Below are 17,273 nucleotides of genomic sequence, written 5' to 3' on the forward strand. Positions count from 1 at the left end.
GCATCGCTTTGGCATCCCCGCTCCATGTCATTCGCAGCCTCCCTTGCTGGTGCGATCCTGCCCGTGCTGCTGATGCTTTCGCCCTTCGCGGTGATGGCGGCGAGCGATTGCCCCGATTGGGCGCCACCAGCGCACGCGGTTGGCGGCGTCGGCAAAAGCTGCCCTAGGCCCCTGCCCCCGCTCATGTAATATTGCAGCGCGGCAGAGGCGCTGCTAACGCTTTTGGCCATGATCCAGCCGCCTGAAATCATCCGAGTCCCAAAGCCCCGCGTGTCCTGCGACGGATCGGGGGACATTCCCGCCGCGCTCGGCCATCCCCGCGTGTTCCTGGAAATTGACGAGCATGGCTATGTCGATTGCGGCTATTGCGACCGGCGCTTCGTGCTGATCGGCGGGGTCGCCGACACGGCGGACATCGGCTCCAAGCCCGACATCGCATCGGGCGCGAGCCTTTAAGCTTTTCTGTTGGGCATGAGCGGGAGCGCGCCTATATCGGGTACATGACCGATCCCGCTCCCCAATTCACCGACGCCCGCGGCCTCCTTTATCGCCCCGGTCTGCTCGACCCCGACGCCGCCCGCCGCCTGACCGCAGACGCGCTCAAGACCTGCGACGATGGCGAGCTTTACCTGCAATATCGGGCGAGCGAGAGCTTTGGCTTCGACGACGGCCGGCTGAAAACTGCCGATTATTCGACCGACGCGGGGTTCGGCCTGCGCGGCGTATCGGGCGAAATGACCGGCTTCGCGCACGCTAATGATCTGAGCGAAGCGGCAATCCGCAAGGCGGCACAGACGCTAACCCTGCTCGATCCCGCGAAGGGCCAGCCCGCCGCGCCGCCGCAACATACCAACCGCCATCTCTACACCGACGCCAACCCGCTGGAGCTTGTCCCTTTCGCGGAGAAGGTGACGCTCTGCGCCGCGATCGACGCCGCAGCGCGCGCCCGCGACCCGCGCGTGGCCCAGGTTTCGGTCAGCCTCGCCGGCAGCTGGTCCGTCGTTGAGATCGTCCGCGCCGACGGCTTTACCGCCACCGATATCCGCCCACTGGTGCGTCTTAACGTCTCGATCATTCTGGAGGAGAATGGCCGTCGCGAAACCGGCGTGTTCGGGATCGGCGGCCGCTATCTCTACGATCAGGTCATGGACCCCGCCGTCTGGAACCGCGCGATCGACGAAGCGCTGGCGCAGGCGCGCGTCAACCTGTCGTCGGTGGCCGCGCCCGCGGGCGAGATGACCGTGCTGCTCGGCCCCGGCTGGCCCGGCGTGTTGGTGCATGAGGCTATCGGCCATGGCCTGGAGGGTGATTTCAACCGCAAGGGGACCAGCGCCTTTTCCGGCCGCGTCGGCCAGCGGGTCGCCGCGCCCGGCGTCACCGTGGTGGACGACGGCAGCATCATGGACCGGCGCGGATCGCTGTCCATCGACGATGAAGGCACGCCGACTCAGGAAAATGTCCTGATCGAGGACGGCATTTTGCGCGGTTACATGCAGGACCGGCTCAATGCGCGACTGATGGGCGTTGCCCCCACCGGCAACGGGCGGCGGGAAAGCTACGCCCATGCCCCCATGCCGCGCATGACCAACACCTTCATCAAGGGCGGACAAGACGACCCCGAAGAGCTTCTGTCCCGCATGAAATCCGGCATCTTCGCCAAGAGCTTCGGCGGCGGGCAGGTCGACATCGTGTCGGGCAAGTTCGTCTTCTCCTGCACCGAAGCCTACAAGGTCGAGAACGGCAAGCTGGGCGATCCGATCAAGGGCGCGACGCTGATCGGCGACGGGCCGACCGCGCTCACCAAAGTGATCGGCGTCGGCAACGACTGGTCGCTGGACGAAGGCATCGGCATGTGCGGCAAGGGCGGGCAGAGCGTGCCGGCCGGCGTCGGCCAGCCGACGATGCTGATGGAGGGGCTGACGGTCGGGGGGACCGCGGCCTGAGGCGCGCGGAACCGACCGGCGGCTGCGTCATTGGACCTGCATGACCGAACCGACCGACAGCCATGACGCAGTGACCGCCGACTGGGCCGCGAGCCTGCTCGACTTCTGGTTCGGCGAGGTTGGCGAGACGGGCTGGTGGAGCCATGATCCGGCGATCGATCATATGTGCATCCAGCGATTCCAGCATTTGTGGCGGGAAAAGCGCACCCTTTCCGCCGAGACCTTTCTTGAGCGCGCGGACGACGCGCTCGCCGCCGTGCTGCTCTTCGATCAACTGCCCCGCAATATGTTTCGCGGCACGGCCGAAGCCTTCGCCACCGATGCTCTGGCGCGGGATGTGGCGCGGGGCGCCGTAGCGCGCGGCTTTGATACCCAGATCGGCGGAGCGGGTCGGCGTTTCTTCTATATGCCCTTCATGCACAGCGAGGCGATCGAGGATCAGCAACTGTCGCTGACTCTTTTTGAGGGAACCGGCGACGAACCATCGATCGACTTCGCACACAAGCATCATGCAACCATCGCGCGGTTCGGCCGTTTCCCGCATCGGAATGCGGCGCTCGGTCGTGATACGCGGCCCGAAGAAGTCGAAGCCGCGCAACAGGGCGCGGCTTGGTAAAACGCTGCCCAAAAAACAGGCACCCGTTCCATCTTGCCCATTTTTTCGGCGGCGCAGCATGACGCCGGTCCCCGCACCCGCGCGTTAACGCGTCCTTAGCAATTTGGCACGGCTTTTGCTGATGTGTCGTCGCACACCAATAAAGGGGGCGACATGAAACTTGTCATGGCTATCATCAAGCCGTTCAAGCTTGACGATGTTCGCGAGGCTCTGTCCTCGCTTGGCATCGCAGGTATGACGGTCAGCGAAGTGAAGGGCTTTGGTCGCCAGAAGGGCCAGACCGAAATCTATCGCGGCGCGGAATATTCAACCAACATGGTCCCGAAGATCAAGATCGAGGTGGTCTGCGATGACGACCTCGCGCCGCGCGTCGTGGAAGCGACGCAGGCGGCCGCCAATTCGGGCGCCATCGGCGATGGCAAGATCTTCGTCCTCGATGTCGGTCAGGCCGTGCGCATTCGCACCGGCGAGACCGGCGAAACCGCGCTGTAAGAAGGGGGGAATGATGACCTTTTCGAAGAAACTCTGCGGAGTTGCGGGGGCAGTCGGCCTGACCCTGCTCGCCGCTTCGCCGGCCTTCGCCGGCCCGGTGAAGGCGCCCGACGCCGCCGCCATGGCCGGCATGGTCAACAAGGGCGACGTCGCGTGGATGCTGGTTTCGGCCGCTCTCGTGCTGATGATGTCGGTTCCCGGCCTCGCCCTCTTCTACGGCGGCCTGGTCCGCACCAAGAACATGCTGAGCATCCTGATGCAGGTGTTCATGATCGTGTCGGTCGCTGGCTTGGTCTGGGCCTGCTGGGGCTATTCGATGGCCTTCACCTCGACCAACACGCCCTTCCCGGCCATCTTCGGTGGTCTGGACAAGGCGTTCCTGATGAACGTCAGCAGCTCCACCTACGGGGCGACGTTCAGCAACAACGTCTATCTGCCCGAACTGGTGTTCGTGGTGTTCCAGATGACCTTCGCGATGATCACCCCGGCGCTGATCGTCGGCGCTTTCGCCGAGCGCGTGAAGTTCTCGGCGCTGATCGTCTTCGTCGTGCTGTGGCTGACCATCGTCTATTTCCCGATGGCGCACATGGTTTGGTACTGGGCCGGCCCCGACTTCCTGCCTGACGCGCCGACCGACGCCGGTCTGCTCTGGGGCTGGGGCGCGCTCGACTTCGCGGGTGGCACCGTCGTCCACATCAACGCCGGTATCGCTGGCCTGGTCGGCGCGATCATCATCGGCAAGCGCATCGGCTATCCCAAGGAACCCATGCCGCCGCACTCGCTGACCATGACCATGATCGGCGCGAGCCTGCTGTGGGTCGGCTGGTTCGGTTTCAACGCCGGCTCCAACCTGGAAGCCAATGCGGTCACCGGCGTGGCCTTCATCAACACCATGCTTGCCACCTGCGCAGCGGCGGTCAGTTGGGCCCTCGTCGAGCAGTTCCACCATGGCAAGCCTTCGCTGCTGGGCGCGGTGACTGGTGCGGTCGCTGGCCTGGTCGCCATCACCCCGGCTGCGGGCCTCGGCGCACCAATGACCTCGATCGTCCTCGGCCTCGTCGTTTCGCCGATCTGCTACATCTTCGTAGCGTTCGTGAAGGGCAAGGTCGGTTACGACGACAGCCTGGACGTTTTCGGGGTCCACTGCGTTGGCGGCATCGTCGGCGCAATCGGCACCGGCATCGTCGCGGCCCCGTCGCTCGGCGGTCAAGGCGTGTTCGACTACACGGTCTTCCCGGCCGGCTTCAATGCCGACAGCTACTCGATCGCGACCCAGGTCGTCACGCAGATCAAGGCGGTCCTCTTCACCCTCGTCTATTCGGGCGTGCTGAGCGGCATCCTCTATATCGTGATCGACAAGACCATCGGTCTGCGTCCGAGCGCCGACGCCGAGCAGGAGGGTCTCGACCTCTCCAGCCATGGCGAGCGCGCCTACAACTACTGAGTTCGGCAGGGCGGCCCCGCGCGAGGGGCAAAGGGCCGCCCGCCACACGATGTTCCTCCTGCGAACATGCCTTGGGGTCGATGTGCAAACATCGGCCCTATTTTTTTGTTTCAGCGGGGACGGGTCCAGAGGGTGGCGGATCGCGGCTCGGTCGCCGGCCAGCGGCGGGCGCGGCCGATGACCTGGAGGCCGGCGCGGGCGACCCATCCCAGCTTTTCCGATTTGGGCGTCACGACGCGGTGGTCCCACGCCCCCTGCCCCCGTCGCGCGACTTTTCGGGCGATGTCGCCATAGATGCCGGCCGCGGCCAGCACCGCCCAGGCGGCGCGCGACGGCAGCGCGCCGGTGCCGTGACGGGCGCTCTCCTCATAGGCTGACGCCATCGTGGCGAGGCGCTTGCCGAGGCCGGCAAGGCGCGCGCGGGCGACGGACGTCATGAGCGTGGCGGGCGTCAGGTCCAGTTCCGCAAGCCAGTCGGCGGGCAGGTAGCATCGGCCCGCCGCCGCATCCTCGCCGATGTCGCGGGCGATGTTGGCGAGCTGAAAGGCAAGGCCGAGATCGCAGGCCCGGTCGAGCGTCGCTTCGTCGGCGGGATCCACCCCCATCAGGACGGCCATCATGCAACCGACAGCGCCGGCGACATGATAGCAATAGCGCAGCAGGTCGTCCTGGGTCTGCGGCCGCCAATCGGCGGCGTCCAGGGCGAAACCGTCGATCAGATCATGAGCGTAGCGGGCGGGTATGGCGCATTCGCGCATGACGAGGCCGAATCCGTCGAAGGCGGGATCGCCCGTGGGGTCACCGCGCAACGCAGCGTCGGTGCGCGCGCGCATGTCGGCGAGGCGGGCCGGGGCGTCATCGACAGCGCACAGCGCGCCGCCATGGTCCTGTCCGTCGGCGATATCGTCGCATTTGCGACACCAGGCGTAGAGCAGCCAGGCGCGCTCGCGAGTCTGGCGGTCGAACAGCTTCGAGGCCATGGCGAAGCTCTTGGAGCCGCGCGCGATGCTATCGCGGGCGTGGGCGACGAGGGCGGGACGGTCGAAAGCGTCGGGCATATTCACACTCTCATCCCGCGCGACACGCTACTGCCTGAGCAAAGCATGTTCCCCGGCGGAGGCCGGGGTCCAGTCGTGTTGACGCAGCGCCTGCCGCCCTGGACCCCGGCTTTCGCCGGGGACCGGTCCTCACAACCGATCCGCCTTCATGGCGAAGATGGTTTCATGCGGCTGATACGCCGCCATGGCGTCGAGCAGCGCGTCGATCCCGTCCGCGTGGATCAGGATGCCGGCATGTTGGGCGCGGATGAAGCCGGCCTCCACCATCTGCCGGTTGAAGCCGATCAACTGGTCGTAGAAGCCCGCGACATTGAGCAGGCCGACAGGCTTCCCATGATAGCCAAGCTGCGCCCAACTGATCGCTTCCCACAGTTCGTCCATCGTGCCGACACCGCCGGGCAAGGTCACGAACCCATCCGACAGGTCGGTAAAGAGCTGCTTGCGCTGGTGCATCGTCTGGACGACGTGCAATTCGGTACAGCCGCGATGCGCGACTTCGGCACCGACGAGCGCTTCGGGGATCACGCCGATCACCTCGCCGCCAGCCTCCAGCGCGGCGTCCGCCACCGCACCCATAAGGCCGAGCCGCCCGCCGCCATAGACGACGCCGATCCCCCGCTTCGCCAGCGTCCGGCCCACGTGGCGCGCCGCTTCGATATAGCTAAGGTCGGCCGGCGTCGCCGACCCGCAATAGACCGCCAGTCGTTTCATTCATATCCTGCCAAGATCGTCCAGCATCAGCGCCGCGGTCGCCTTGGCGCTGCCCACCACGCCGGGAATGCCCGCGCCGGGATGGGTGCCGGCCCCTACCAGATAGAGGTTGGGAATGACATCGTCGCGGTTATGTGCCCGGAACCAGGCGCTTTGGGTCAGCAGCGGCTCCAGGCTGAACGCGCTGCCCATGTGCGCGGCAAGATCGCGGCCGAAATCGCGCGGGGTGTAGTGGAACTGGGTTACGATGCGCGATCGGATGTCAGGAATCAGACGGTGCTGGATTTCGTCCAGGATACGGTCGGCATAGGCCGGGCCGAACTGATCCCAGTCGATCGGCAGCTTGCCCATGTGCGGCACCGGGGCGAGCGCGTAGAAGGTCGAATGGCCTTCGGGCGCCATCGACGGATCGGTGACGGTCGGGTGATGCAGGTAGAGCGAGAAGTCCTGCGGCAACACGCCATGATCGTAAATGTCGGTCAGCAGCCCTTCATAGCGCGGCCCGAACAGGATCATATGGTGCGGGATGCCCGGCCAGCTGCCCTTGATGCCGAAATGCAGCACGAAAAGGCTCGGCGACCAGCGCTTGGCCGCCAGCTTCTGCCCCTGCTTTGCCCCACGCGGATGATGGCCGAGCAGGTCGCGATAGCTGTGCATCAGGTCGGCATTGGTGGCGACCGCATCCGCCTCCCCGCGCCAGCCCGAGGCGGTGTGCACGGCCGTCGCCCTGTCGCCATAGGTTTCGATCCGCGTCACCGGGTCGCCGAGGCGGAGGACGCCGCCCAACCGCTCGAAATGGGTCGCCATGCCCTGCACCAGCCGGTTGGTCCCGCCCTTCGCAAACCAGACGCCGCCGTCCTTCTCCAGCTTGTGGATGAGGGCGTAGATGGCGCTGGTCTTCATCGGATTGCCGCCGACCAGCAGCGTGTGGAAGCTCAATGCCTCGCGCAGCTTCTCATTCTTCACGAAGCTGCTGACCATCGAATAGACCGATCGCCACGCCTGATGCTTGGCTAGCGCCGGCGCGGCCTTGATCATCGAGGCGAAGTCGAGGAAGGCGACCGCGCCGAGCTTGCGATAGCCCTCCTCGAACACGCCGGCCGAATAGTCGAGAAACCGCTCATAGCCTGCCACGTCGCCGGGATCGAGCTTGGCGATCTCGGCGCGCAGCTGCGCCTCGTTGTTGCTATAGTCGAAGTTCGTGCCGTCGCGCCAGTTGAGGCGGTAGAAGGGGCTGACGGGGACGAGGTCGACATCCTGCGCCATGTCGTGCCCGGACAGCCGCCACAGTTCCGCGAGGCAATCGGGATCGGTGACGACGGTCGGGCCGGCGTCGAAGGTGAAGCCGTCCTTCTGCCACATATAGGCGCGGCCGCCGGGGCGGTCGCGCGCTTCGACCAGGCTGGTCTGGATGCCGGCGGACTGGAGGCGGATGGCGAGCGCGAGGCCGCCGAAGCCCGCGCCGATGACGATGGCGGAGCGGGACATCAGGCGGGCGGATTCAACAAGGTTCGCATGGCGCTCCTTATGGGGACGGGGGGCTTGCCGCACAAGATGCGCAAACGGTCAGCCACGGTCGATCGGCCGGCGTAGAAGCGCTGGATGAGCGCGGGGTCGAGGCGGTAGAAACGCTCGAAGATGCGCCAGCGTTCTTCTGGCGCAGCGGCCCCGAACAGCATCTTGCCCAGCATCCGGTAATAGCCGCCCGCGCGCCAATGCGCCGCGGCATAGGCGCGGGTCGATTGCGCCAGGCCGTCGAGCGGCTGGGAGGCCAGCCAGAGCGCGAAGCGAACGGCGTCGGGCAGCGAATAGCCGGTCATCGGCTGGAACAGGGCGGCGCGCGCACCGGCGCGGGCGACGCGATCGTCGGCGGGCCAGTAGCGGTCGAAGTCGCCGCCATGGACGACGGGGAGCACACCCTGTTCACGGTGGACGATTTCCGTGCGCCAGCCCTTTTCGGCGGCATAGGCGGCAATGCGGGCTTCGATCGCGCGCTCGTCCAGCGCGGGGCTGTCGCTGTAATAAGTGTCCTCAACGAAGATGGTGCGATCGTCCCAGGGCAGCAGATAGACGAAGCGATAGCCGTCGATCTGCGGGACGGTCGCGTCCATGATGACGGGGCGATCGATGCCGTGGGGCGCATTGCAGCGCAAAGCCTGACCGACGAATTTCTGCCAGCCGCAGCGCAGGGCGCTGAGATCGCCGGGACCGCGCGCGTCGATCACGGCGGCGGCGCGCAAGGTCGTGCCGTCGGCGAGGTGGACAGCGTCGGGCGTCAGGCTGGTGACAGGGGCCGTGGTGCGGAGGCGATCGCCGAGATGCTGCCTGATTTGTACAGCGAATTGTACAGCTGTTACGCTGTTATAAGGCGTCGGAAGCCGGCGGGCATGGCCGGGAAAGCGGACCTCATGCCCCTGGGGCCAGCGGTGGGCGACGAGAGGGTCGATGAGCCAGCGATCGGGGGCTGCCACGTCGCCGTCGAAGAAGGACCAGATATGGTTGCCTCCCGGCTCCTCCCCCGCCTCGATGAGCAGCAGCCGCACCTCCGGCCGCAGCGCGGCGAAGGCGAGCGCAATGAGGCCGCCCGACAGGCCGCCGCCGATGATCGCCAGGTCGCAGTCGAGGTCCATGGCCGGGGTGGTAGGCGAAGGACGGGCGGGAGGGAACCTCCCTTGCGGTCAGTCATGCTTGCGGTCCTACATGAAATACTATAGGGGGGTACCCTATGCATATCGTGGCGAACAGGGAAAAATTGCTGGCGCGGGTACGCCGCATCGCGGGCCAGGTGAACGCGGTGGAGCGGCAACTGGCGGGCGACGCCGATTGTTCGGAAACCTTGCAGCTCGTCGCGTCCGTGCGGGGCGCAGTGGGCAGCCTGATGGAGGAACTGATCGAACAGCATATGCGCGAGCATGTCGCCCGCCCCGGCTTGACCGACGAGGCGCGCGCCGCCGCCAGCGAAGAGATGCTGGCGCTGATCCGGCGCTACGGGAAATGACCATGCACAGCCACGAGCATGGGCACGACCATGGGCACGACCATGACCACGGCTTCGCCGCGCCGGGCGCGGCCGAGGAAAGCCATTATTTCGATCACATCTACCTCAGCGCCGGGCACGACCACAACGCCCGCAAGACGATGTGGGTGGTGTGGCTGACCGCCGCGACGATGGTGGTCGAGATCGCGTTCGGCTGGCTCACCGGATCGATGGCGCTGCTGGCCGATGGCTTCCATATGGCGACCCATGCCGGTGCGCTCGCCGTGGCCGCCGCCGCCTATGGCTATGCCAAGCGCCATGCGCGCAACCCGCGTTATACGTTCGGGACCGGCAAGGTCGGCGATCTGGCGGGGTTCGCGTCCGCACTGCTGCTGATGGTGACGGCCCTGTTCATCGCGGTCGAATCGGCGCTGCGTTTCGTCGAGCCAACGGCCGTGGCGTTCGGCGAGGCGATCCTGGTGGCGATCGTCGGCCTGGTCATCAATATCGTCAGCGCGCTGCTGCTGGCGCATGACCATAGTCATGATCATGGCGGGCATGGCCACGGGCACGGCCATGCCGACAATAATCTGCGCGCCGCCTATATCCATGTGCTGACCGACGCACTGACGTCGGTGCTGGCCATCGCGGCCTTGCTCGCCGGCCGCTATCTCGGCTGGTGGTGGATGGACCCGGCGGTGGGACTGCTGGGCGCGGTGGTGATCGCTCGCTGGGCCTGGGGGCTGATGGCGGATACGGCCGCGATCCTGCTCGACACGGCAGAGCCGGCGCTGATGGCGACGGTGCGGCAGGCCGCCGAAGCCGAAGGGGCGATCGTGCGCGACCTGCATGTCTGGCGGATCGGGCCGCACGCCCATGCGGCGATCGTCAGCGTCGCGCAAGGCGCGCCGGGCGCGGCGGTGCGCGACAGGGTGCGCGCGATCCCGAACATGGCGCATGTGACGGTGGAGTGCGTTTAGAGCATGGCGCGTTAAACCCGACCAACTCCGTTCGGTTCAGGTAGCTTTCGAGCATAGCCGAGAAAGCGCATCGAGAATGTCCCCGATGCGCCTCACCTTCTCGACGGGCGGTTCTCGACTTCGCTCGAACCTGCTCGAAGCGAACGGGTCAGAGTAAAAGCTCGGTGCTTTAGGGACGCTCGTCCCAATGAAGCAGGCTGACCCGCCCTCCCCCGTCCACCGCCAGTTCGCCGAACGCGCCAGTGCGAAGCTTGAGCGCCCCAAGCGGCACCCCGGCAGCCAGCAACGCATAGCGGGCCGCACCGTTGCTGGTGACGAGCAGGTCGGCGCCCTCCCCCCCTTCCGCGAAGAAGGCGCGCCAGGCGGCGATGCGCGCGTCGGCGTCGACGATCCAGCCGTCGGGGGCAATGGCGCGTTTGTCCCAGTCGGCGAGCGCCTGCGCGCCGATCCGCGCGAGAACATCGGCTTCGGGGCGGCCTTCGTCGGGACCATGGTCGATCTCGCCGAGCCAGTCGGCGATGCCATCCGGCAGATGGCCGGTGGCGGCGGCGATGCGATCGGCCGTCTCGCGGGCGCGCAGCAGCGGGCTGGACAGGAGGCGGGTGATCTCCGTCCCCTGCCCCGCAAACCATGCCCCCAGGCGATCGGATTGCGCCCGGCCGCTTTCGACCAGCGGAATGTCGGTGCGCGCGCCGATGCGGCGCGCCTGCGCGCTGCTGGCGAAGGTGTTGCCGTGGCGGATGACGAAGATGCGGCGCATCAGAGCGGCGGGGTGGGATCGCCATGGGCGGCGATCAGCGCCTCAACCCGAACGATGTCGGCTTCCGTGTCAATGCCGCTGCTGTCGAACAGCGGCGGATCGACAGCGACGGTCGTGATCGGGATACCGAGTTCGATCAGGCGAAGCTGTTCCAGCCCCTCCAGCTTTTCGAGCGCAGTGGGCGGGCAAGCCTCGAACCGGCGCAGCGCGTCGAGCGCATAGCCATAGAGGCCGACATGCCGCCAGACCGGCGAACGCGGCAGGGCGGCGCGCAGCGTCTCCTCGCCCCGGATCGCGGGGATGATGGTCTTGGAAAACCAGAGCGCGCGTCCGTCCGGCGCGCGGGCGCAGGTCGTGCCGCTGAAGGGCGAGCGGGTCTTGTGGTAGCGCAGCGCGTCGAGCGCGGGCCATTCGAGCGATATGACCGGGGTGGCGACCTGCGCCCCCTGTTCCAGCGCGGCAATCACCGCGCCCAATGCGCCTTCGGGCTGGAAGGGCGAGTCGCCCTGAAGATTGACGACGAACCGCGGCGTATCCGGTTGGGCAAGCGCGGCGGCGAGCGCGCGGCCCGATCCCGTGGCGATGGCGCTGTCGGTCATCACGGCATCGCAGCCAGCCGCGCGGGCATGACCGGCGATTTCGTCATCATCGGTGGCGACCGTCAGCGCCACGCCATCGCGCGATCCGATCGCCGCGCGGGCCATGGCGATGGTGCGGTGGAGCAAGGTCCGTCCGGCGATCGGGCGGAGCGGCTTGCGCGGCAGGCGGGACGACCCCGCGCGCGCGGGAATGACGACGAGAAGGCTCAGGCGACCCCGGCGTGCAGCAGGTCGTGCATGTGGACAGCGCCGATCAGCCGGTTCTGTTCGCAAATGAACAGCAGCATGATGTTCTTTTCATGCATCAGGTGCAGCGCTTCGGACGCCAGCTCATCCGGGCCCAGGGCCTGCGGATTGATCGTCATGAAGCGGCCGACCGATTCGGTCAGGTTCTGCTTGCCGGTGACGGCGCGGCGAAGGTCGCCGTCGGTGAAGGCGCCGATCAGGCGGCCGTTGCGATCGACCACCGCCGTGCCGCCGAGGCGCGCGCGGGTCATTTCGATGGTGGCGTCCAGCAGCGATGCGTCCTCGCGCACGCTGGGTACGTCCTCCCCGGTCGCCATCAATTCGCGCACCTTGACCAGTTGCGCGCCGAGCTTTCCGTTGGGATGGAATTTGTGGAAATCGTCGGCGGAAAAGCCCCGCATTTCCATGAGCGAGATGGCGAGCGCATCGCCGAACGCCATCTGCACCGTGGTCGACGTGGTCGGCGCCAGCGCATTGGGGCAGGCTTCCTCCACTTCCGGCAGGATGAGGCCCATGTCGGCGGCGGCGGCGACCGTGCTGTTCGCACGCGCGGTGACGGCGACGAGCGGAATGGCGAAGCGCTTGCAATAATGGATGATCGGGCCGAGTTCGGTCGACTCGCCCGACTGGGACAGCATCAGCACCACATCGTCCGGGGTTATCATGCCCAGGTCGCCATGCCCGGCATCGGCGGGATGCAGGAAGATGGCGGGGGTGCCGGTGGAGGTGAGCGTGGCCGTCATCTTGCGCGCGACGATGCCGCTCTTGCCGATCCCGGTCACGATGACGCGACCGCGCACCTTCATGATGACACCGATGACGCGCAGGAAAGTGGCCGAAAAATCGCGTTCCGAAAAGCGTGCCTCCAGCGCGCCAACGCCGGCGGCGGCGATGGACAGGCTGCGGCAGGCGCTTTCCACGATGCGGCTGCCAGACCCGAACGGGACGATCTTTGACGCAGATGTCGACACGCGTTTGCCCTTTTTTCCGCCGATCGCGATCGGGATGTCCAATCCAATCGGTGGCGACGCACCATCGTATTCGATGTGTCGTCCTTCCTCTTTTCCGCGACCCAGGACCAATTAGCACTCGGTCCGGGCCTACGGCTTACGCTCTTTCAGCCGCTTCTGGCAATCTATTTTGCAACTGCGAAGGAAACTTTGTTGCGGCGAATCATGGGGTCAACGCACGTCTTTTGGACGAAGCGTTGGTTTAAGTCGATGAATTGCGGAACTTGCGCTGACCTTATGCGTGCAGCGTCGAACGCATCATGATCCATGATATGCGCGATACCAGTCGATGAATTGCGGCACGCCCGACTCGATCCCGGTCGTCGGCGCAAAGCCGATGTCCTGCGCGATGGCGCTGATGTCGGCGTAGGTGGCGTGAACATCGCCAGGCTGCATCGGCTGGAAATCGATCTGTGCCTTTTGCCCCAGCGCATCCTCCAGCACCGCGATCAGGTGCATCAGCTCTTCCGGGCGGTTGTTGCCGATATTGTAGAGCCGGTGGGGCGCGCGGCTGCCGCCGGCCTTGACCGCACCATCATCCGCCGGCGGATGGTCAAGGCACCCGATCACGCCGGTGACGATATCGTCGATATAGGTGAAGTCGCGCTGCATCCGGCCATGGTTGAACACCGGGATTGGCTGGCCGGCGAGAATCTTCGACGTGAAGATCCACATCGCCATGTCGGGGCGGCCCCAGGGACCATAAACGGTGAAGAAGCGCAGGCCGGTCATGGGAATGCGGAAGAGATGGGCATAGGTTTCGCTCATCAACTCATCGGCGCGCTTGGTTGCGGCATAGAGCGAGACGGGATGATCGGCGCGGTCCTCTACACGGAAAGGCAGCACATCGTTGCCACCATAGACCGACGAGGAAGACGCATAGACCAAGTGCCGGACGCGCCGCTCGCGCGCCAGCTCCAGCATGTTGACATGGCCGGCGAGGTTGGAGCGGACATAGGCGTGGGGGTTGATCAGCGAATAGCGCACACCCGCCTGCGCGCCCAGATGCACGATCGATTCGATCGTCTGATCGGCGAGCGCGGCCTGAAGCGCCTCCATATCGGCGAAATCCAGCTCGTGAAAGGTGAACAGGCGGCCATGGGCCTGTCGCAGCGCGGCGATCCGGTCACGCTTCAGGGACACCAGATAATAATCGTTCATATTGTCGATGCCGACCACCGCATGCCCCTGCGCCAGCAGCCGGTCGGCGACATGCATGCCGATGAAGCCGGCCGCGCCGGTAACCAGGATCGTCATTTCGTCTGTCTCCGCACAGAAGCCGCCGACCGTCTGCGATGATCCGGCGACCGATGTAAAGCCCCGGCGCGGGGTCCGTGGTCCGCTTAAGGCGCAAAGTTTAGGCTTTCCCTAATCTTTACCGCCTAAGGCGGGCGGCATGGACATGGCTTCGCATCCGGCGCTTCCAGACCCCCGCATTTCGCGGAACCGCGCCTGCTGGGCGGCGCTGGCGGCGGAGGCGGCGGAGGCCAACGCCTTCTACGCGCCCGACATGCTCTGCGCGGCGATCGACCATCTGGCCGGCGGCGCGGACGTGCGGTTGATCGAGGCGCGCGCGGGCGATCTGCTGATCGGGCTGATGCCGGTGACGGTGCAGCCGCGCCATGGGAGGCTGCCGATCGCCAATGTCGCCAACTGGATGCACGACCATTGTTTCTTCGGCGCGCCGATCATGCGGCAAGGGCATGAGGCGGCGGCGTGGCGGAGCTTCCTGGCGCAGCTGGACGATGCGGACTGGGCGCGCGGCTTCCTGCATCTCGAAGGGATCGACGCCGCCGGGGCGAACGCCGCCGCAATCGAGGCGGTTTGCGTGGAGCAGCGGCGCGGCTGGCGCGAGATTCATCGCTATGCGCGCGCGATGCTGCGGTCGGACCTTAGCGCCGACGCCTACTGGGAAAGCCAGGTGCGGTCGAAGAAGCGCAAGGAGTTGCGGCGGCTGCAAAAAAGGCTGGCGGATTTGGGCACGGTGGAAACGCGGCTGCTGAACGATGCCGCGCCGCTCACGGGCTGGTGCGACGATTTCCTGGCGCTGGAAGCGTCGGGATGGAAGGGACGCGAGGGCACGGCGCTCAATTGCAGACCGGCCGATGCCGCCTTCTTTCGCGCCGCCTGCTCCGCCGCATTCGAGGGTGGGCGGCTGCATATGCTGCGAATGGACCTCGACGGGCGGGCGATCGCGATGCTGGTCAATTTTCGCCACGGCGAGGGCGCCTTCTCCTTCAAGATTGCGATCGACGAGGAACTGGGCCGCTTTTCGCCCGGCGTCCTCATCGAGATCGCCAATCTCCATGCGGTGCAGGACGATCCGGCGATCGGCTGGATGGACAGTTGCGCCGCCGCCGATCATCCGATGATCGACAGCCTGTGGGCCGAGCGGCGGACCATCGTGCAATATCGCATCGCGTTGCGCGGGCGCGGCCTTTCGCGGCTGCGCCGCAGCGCCGCCTTCGCCATCGCCAACGGCGTCGAGAGCGCCGCCAGACTGCTGAAAGGACAGCGATGACCGCCCATAGCCCCATCATACCGGCCGACGGCGCGACCTTCCCCGATGTCGCGCGCGCGCGTTTCGCCGCCCTCTATCCCGACGCGCCGGGCACGTTGACGCATGGGCTGGTCGGCCATCCCTTGCTGAGCCTCGATGCGCTGGCGCTGCTGGCCGAGCGGATGCCGGCGGCGTCGGTCGAATATAATCTGGGCAAGCTGCCCAAGGGCGTGCGGCCTGAGGATACGCCGTCCAACGGCCTGACGCTGGGCGAGACGATCCGCACGATCGAGACCAACGGCAGCTGGGCGGTGCTGAAGAATGTCGAGCGCGATCCGGCCTATGGCGCCTTGCTGGACGGGGCGCTGGCGGAACTCGGGCCGATCGTCGATGCAAAGACCGGGGCGATGCTGCACCGGGAGGCGTTCATCTTCCTGTCCTCGCCAGGGAGCGTGACGCCGTTCCATATGGACCCGGAGCATAATATCCTGCTCCAGATCATGGGGACGAAGACCATGACCGTCTTTCCCGCCCGCGACGAGGCGCTGGTGCCGGCGGAAAAAAGCGAGGAATTCCACAATGGCGGGCATCGCAACCTGGTCTGGCGGGACGGCTTCGAAAGCATGGGCACGGCCTTCCCGCTCGCCCCCGGCGAAGCGATCCATGTCCCGGTCAAGGCACCGCATTTCGTGGAGAACGGCCCCGCCGTATCGGTCAGCCTGTCGGTGACATGGCGGTCTGAGCGCAGCGTCGCCGAGGGCGAACTGCACAGTTTCAACGCGCTGCTGCGGCGGCGCGGGTTGCCGGTGGGGGCGGTGAGCGCGCAGCCCGAGCGGCAGGGGCTGCGCCGTTTCGTCTATCGCGTCATGCGGAAGCTGGGCGCTTAAGGAGCCGGCGAAGCAGCGCTTCGGCTTCGAGGCGCGGGCTGAACCGTTCGAGCAGCCACCATTCGAGCGCCTCCTCGCAGGTCGAAAGGCTCTGCTTGTAGCGGTCCTTGCCGGCGAGCAGCGAATAATGGGCCAGGCCGCGGGCGGCATAGTGGCCGACAGCAGCAGCGTGGCAGAGGAGGCCGGGCTTGTCCTTGGCCGTGCGCGGCTCTGCGAAGGCGGACTGATAGTTCATCGCCTGGCCGCGATGAACGAAGTTGAGAAGCAGACCGACGATCCCGCCCGCATCGGCGAAGCGCAGCAGTTCGACCTCCCCGGTCGGCAGGCCGCGCTTTGCGAGAGTGGCGACGAAGGCGCGGAAGGCCGGGTCGTCCCAGGCATTGTCGGCGTGGCGGCCGCCGTTGAGGGCCGCCATCTCCTCCAGCCAAGGCGCGATGTCGCCCGCCGTCGCGACCGCGATGGACGGCAGCGGGCCGCCATGATCCTTCATCGCGCGGCGGATCTGGCTGCGGGTGTTGGCGCTGAGTAGGGAAAGATAGTCGCCGCTGGCGGCACGGACGCCGTCGAGATCGACCCGATAGACGGGCGAGGCATCGACCCGAACCTTGCGCCGCGCGGGCAGGTTCAGCAGCGGTGATCCGGGCACGATCCCGCTGATCCGCAGCGCGCGCCAGTCGCGGCGGCGGGCGATGGCGGCGAGCGCGGCGGGCACCGCCTCCCCTTCCCGGCCGGAGTCGACCAGCAGGCCATTATATTCGACATAGGGGCGATCGGCGACGGGGTCGCCCGACTGGTTGAGGCTGAGCGTCGCGATGGGGCCGAGCAGGCGCGGCTGCATGGCATGGCCCATCAGCGCGAGCGCGACGTCGCGGCCTTCCTCGTCTGTGACGGCCAGCAGATCGGGCTGGATCGGATAGCTGTCGAGCCAGGAACCCGTCCAGGTCCAGCCGAGGAAGAAGGACGGCTCCGCGCGCGATTCCAGCGCCTGCCAGCGCTGCGCCAGCATCGCCCTGTCGGGTCGCGAGAATGTTGCGGTGAGGGCCATCGCGC

General features: G+C 66.6%; 18 protein-coding genes. 9 read left to right on the plus strand and 9 right to left on the minus strand.

Annotated features, from left to right (window positions below; all coding sequences use genetic code 11):
* The first annotated feature begins 228 nt into the window (after positions 1–228).
* From ACETPF_RS08535 to ACETPF_RS08555, 5 genes are all read left to right on the plus strand, one after another.
* On the plus strand, positions 229–456 hold the full coding sequence (locus ACETPF_RS08535) for a zinc-finger domain-containing protein (RefSeq protein WP_373934031.1): 228 nt from the start codon (positions 229–231) through the stop codon (positions 454–456).
* Between the two features lie 44 nt (positions 457–500).
* Entirely contained in the window at positions 501–1,943 is a 1,443-nt protein-coding gene (gene tldD / locus ACETPF_RS08540) for a metalloprotease TldD (RefSeq protein ID WP_373934032.1), read from the plus strand.
* Positions 1,944–1,983: 40 nt separating this feature from the next.
* The gene (locus ACETPF_RS08545) at positions 1,984–2,559 is read left to right on the plus strand and encodes a DUF924 family protein (RefSeq protein ID WP_373934033.1); all 576 of its coding nucleotides are present in this window, start codon (positions 1,984–1,986) and stop codon (positions 2,557–2,559) included.
* Between the two features lie 153 nt (positions 2,560–2,712).
* Positions 2,713–3,051, plus strand: a complete 339-nt coding sequence (locus ACETPF_RS08550; protein ID WP_004209785.1) for a P-II family nitrogen regulator — start codon at positions 2,713–2,715, stop codon at positions 3,049–3,051.
* A 13-nt stretch (positions 3,052–3,064) separates the two neighbouring features.
* Positions 3,065–4,495 carry an ammonium transporter gene (locus ACETPF_RS08555; RefSeq protein ID WP_373934034.1) on the plus strand — a complete coding sequence of 477 codons (1,431 nt, stop codon included), beginning with the start codon at positions 3,065–3,067 and terminating at the stop codon, positions 4,493–4,495.
* A 110-nt stretch (positions 4,496–4,605) separates the two neighbouring features.
* Here the strand turns inward: ACETPF_RS08555 and ACETPF_RS08560 are convergent, their stop codons facing one another.
* The 4 genes from ACETPF_RS08560 to crtY all read right to left on the minus strand — a co-directional run bounded on the left by ACETPF_RS08560 (position 4,606) and on the right by crtY (position 8,894).
* Positions 4,606–5,553 (minus strand): phytoene/squalene synthase family protein, encoded by a 948-nt coding sequence (locus tag ACETPF_RS08560; RefSeq protein WP_373934035.1) that lies wholly within the window; start codon positions 5,551–5,553, stop codon positions 4,606–4,608.
* 129 nt (positions 5,554–5,682) lie between these two features.
* A complete protein-coding gene (locus tag ACETPF_RS08565; RefSeq protein WP_373934036.1) occupies positions 5,683–6,264 on the minus strand; it encodes an LOG family protein in 582 nt (193 codons plus the stop codon).
* The gene (locus tag ACETPF_RS08570; protein ID WP_373934037.1) at positions 6,265–7,752 is read right to left on the minus strand and encodes a phytoene desaturase; all 1,488 of its coding nucleotides are present in this window, start codon (positions 7,750–7,752) and stop codon (positions 6,265–6,267) included.
* Entirely contained in the window at positions 7,752–8,894 is a 1,143-nt protein-coding gene (crtY, locus tag ACETPF_RS08575) for a lycopene beta-cyclase CrtY (RefSeq protein ID WP_373934038.1), read from the minus strand. Before crtY ends, ACETPF_RS08570 begins: the two co-directional genes overlap by 1 nt.
* A gap of 95 nt (positions 8,895–8,989) precedes the next feature.
* On the opposite strand from crtY, the gene ACETPF_RS08580 reads away from it, so the two are divergent.
* Both ACETPF_RS08580 and dmeF read left to right on the plus strand, forming a co-directional pair.
* Complete coding sequence (locus tag ACETPF_RS08580) at positions 8,990–9,262, plus strand: metal/formaldehyde-sensitive transcriptional repressor (RefSeq protein ID WP_373934039.1); 273 nt, start codon at positions 8,990–8,992, stop codon at positions 9,260–9,262.
* Complete coding sequence (dmeF, locus tag ACETPF_RS08585; protein WP_373934040.1) at positions 9,259–10,221, plus strand: CDF family Co(II)/Ni(II) efflux transporter DmeF; 963 nt, start codon at positions 9,259–9,261, stop codon at positions 10,219–10,221. The genes ACETPF_RS08580 and dmeF overlap by 4 nt, the downstream gene beginning before the upstream one ends.
* A gap of 169 nt (positions 10,222–10,390) precedes the next feature.
* Here dmeF and ACETPF_RS08590 read toward each other — a convergent pair whose 3' ends face one another.
* The 4 genes from ACETPF_RS08590 to ACETPF_RS08605 all read right to left on the minus strand — a co-directional run bounded on the left by ACETPF_RS08590 (position 10,391) and on the right by ACETPF_RS08605 (position 14,093).
* Complete coding sequence (locus tag ACETPF_RS08590) at positions 10,391–10,981, minus strand: histidine phosphatase family protein (protein ID WP_373934041.1); 591 nt, start codon at positions 10,979–10,981, stop codon at positions 10,391–10,393.
* The gene (locus ACETPF_RS08595; protein ID WP_373934287.1) at positions 10,981–11,790 is read right to left on the minus strand and encodes a 3-deoxy-manno-octulosonate cytidylyltransferase; all 810 of its coding nucleotides are present in this window, start codon (positions 11,788–11,790) and stop codon (positions 10,981–10,983) included. The genes ACETPF_RS08590 and ACETPF_RS08595 overlap by 1 nt, the downstream gene beginning before the upstream one ends.
* A complete protein-coding gene (locus tag ACETPF_RS08600; protein WP_373934288.1) occupies positions 11,787–12,746 on the minus strand; it encodes a KpsF/GutQ family sugar-phosphate isomerase in 960 nt (319 codons plus the stop codon). The genes ACETPF_RS08595 and ACETPF_RS08600 overlap by 4 nt, the downstream gene beginning before the upstream one ends.
* Positions 12,747–13,094: 348 nt before the next feature.
* A complete protein-coding gene (locus tag ACETPF_RS08605) occupies positions 13,095–14,093 on the minus strand; it encodes an NAD-dependent epimerase/dehydratase family protein (protein ID WP_373934042.1) in 999 nt (332 codons plus the stop codon).
* Between the two features lie 139 nt (positions 14,094–14,232).
* Between ACETPF_RS08605 and ACETPF_RS08610 the strand changes: the two genes are divergently transcribed.
* Together ACETPF_RS08610 and ACETPF_RS08615 are read left to right on the plus strand one after the other, a co-directional pair.
* Positions 14,233–15,357 (plus strand): GNAT family N-acetyltransferase, encoded by a 1,125-nt coding sequence (locus ACETPF_RS08610; protein WP_373934043.1) that lies wholly within the window; start codon positions 14,233–14,235, stop codon positions 15,355–15,357.
* Entirely contained in the window at positions 15,354–16,223 is an 870-nt protein-coding gene (locus ACETPF_RS08615) for a cupin-like domain-containing protein (RefSeq protein WP_373934044.1), read from the plus strand. Before ACETPF_RS08610 ends, ACETPF_RS08615 begins: the two co-directional genes overlap by 4 nt.
* On the opposite strand, the gene ACETPF_RS08620 is transcribed toward ACETPF_RS08615, so the two are convergent.
* Positions 16,201–17,268: a GNAT family N-acetyltransferase gene (locus ACETPF_RS08620; protein WP_373934045.1), complete on the minus strand. Its 1,068-nt coding sequence runs from the start codon at positions 17,266–17,268 to the stop codon at positions 16,201–16,203. The two genes, ACETPF_RS08615 and ACETPF_RS08620, sit on opposite strands and share 23 nt — an antisense overlap.
* Between the last annotated feature and the right edge of the window lie 5 nt (positions 17,269–17,273).

Source organism: Sphingobium agrisoli (assembly GCF_041877245.1).
Lineage (GTDB): Bacteria > Pseudomonadota > Alphaproteobacteria > Sphingomonadales > Sphingomonadaceae > Sphingobium.

Coding starts and splice junctions, on each gene's coding strand:
- ACETPF_RS08590 (WP_373934041.1), bottom strand. CDS start 10,981: ATGCGCCGCATCTTCGTCATCCGCCACGGCAACACCTTCGCCAGCAGC.
- ACETPF_RS08535 (WP_373934031.1), top strand. CDS start 229: ATGATCCAGCCGCCTGAAATCATCCGAGTCCCAAAGCCCCGCGTGTCC.
- ACETPF_RS08580 (WP_373934039.1), top strand. CDS start 8,990: ATGCATATCGTGGCGAACAGGGAAAAATTGCTGGCGCGGGTACGCCGC.
- ACETPF_RS08565 (WP_373934036.1), bottom strand. CDS start 6,264: ATGAAACGACTGGCGGTCTATTGCGGGTCGGCGACGCCGGCCGACCTT.
- tldD (WP_373934032.1), top strand. CDS start 501: ATGACCGATCCCGCTCCCCAATTCACCGACGCCCGCGGCCTCCTTTAT.
- crtY (WP_373934038.1), bottom strand. CDS start 8,894: ATGGACCTCGACTGCGACCTGGCGATCATCGGCGGCGGCCTGTCGGGC.
- ACETPF_RS08545 (WP_373934033.1), top strand. CDS start 1,984: ATGACCGAACCGACCGACAGCCATGACGCAGTGACCGCCGACTGGGCC.
- ACETPF_RS08615 (WP_373934044.1), top strand. CDS start 15,354: ATGACCGCCCATAGCCCCATCATACCGGCCGACGGCGCGACCTTCCCC.
- ACETPF_RS08550 (WP_004209785.1), top strand. CDS start 2,713: ATGAAACTTGTCATGGCTATCATCAAGCCGTTCAAGCTTGACGATGTT.
- ACETPF_RS08620 (WP_373934045.1), bottom strand. CDS start 17,268: ATGGCCCTCACCGCAACATTCTCGCGACCCGACAGGGCGATGCTGGCG.
- ACETPF_RS08605 (WP_373934042.1), bottom strand. CDS start 14,093: ATGACGATCCTGGTTACCGGCGCGGCCGGCTTCATCGGCATGCATGTC.
- ACETPF_RS08570 (WP_373934037.1), bottom strand. CDS start 7,752: ATGTCCCGCTCCGCCATCGTCATCGGCGCGGGCTTCGGCGGCCTCGCG.
- ACETPF_RS08555 (WP_373934034.1), top strand. CDS start 3,065: ATGACCTTTTCGAAGAAACTCTGCGGAGTTGCGGGGGCAGTCGGCCTG.
- dmeF (WP_373934040.1), top strand. CDS start 9,259: ATGACCATGCACAGCCACGAGCATGGGCACGACCATGGGCACGACCAT.
- ACETPF_RS08610 (WP_373934043.1), top strand. CDS start 14,233: ATGGACATGGCTTCGCATCCGGCGCTTCCAGACCCCCGCATTTCGCGG.
- ACETPF_RS08560 (WP_373934035.1), bottom strand. CDS start 5,553: ATGCCCGACGCTTTCGACCGTCCCGCCCTCGTCGCCCACGCCCGCGAT.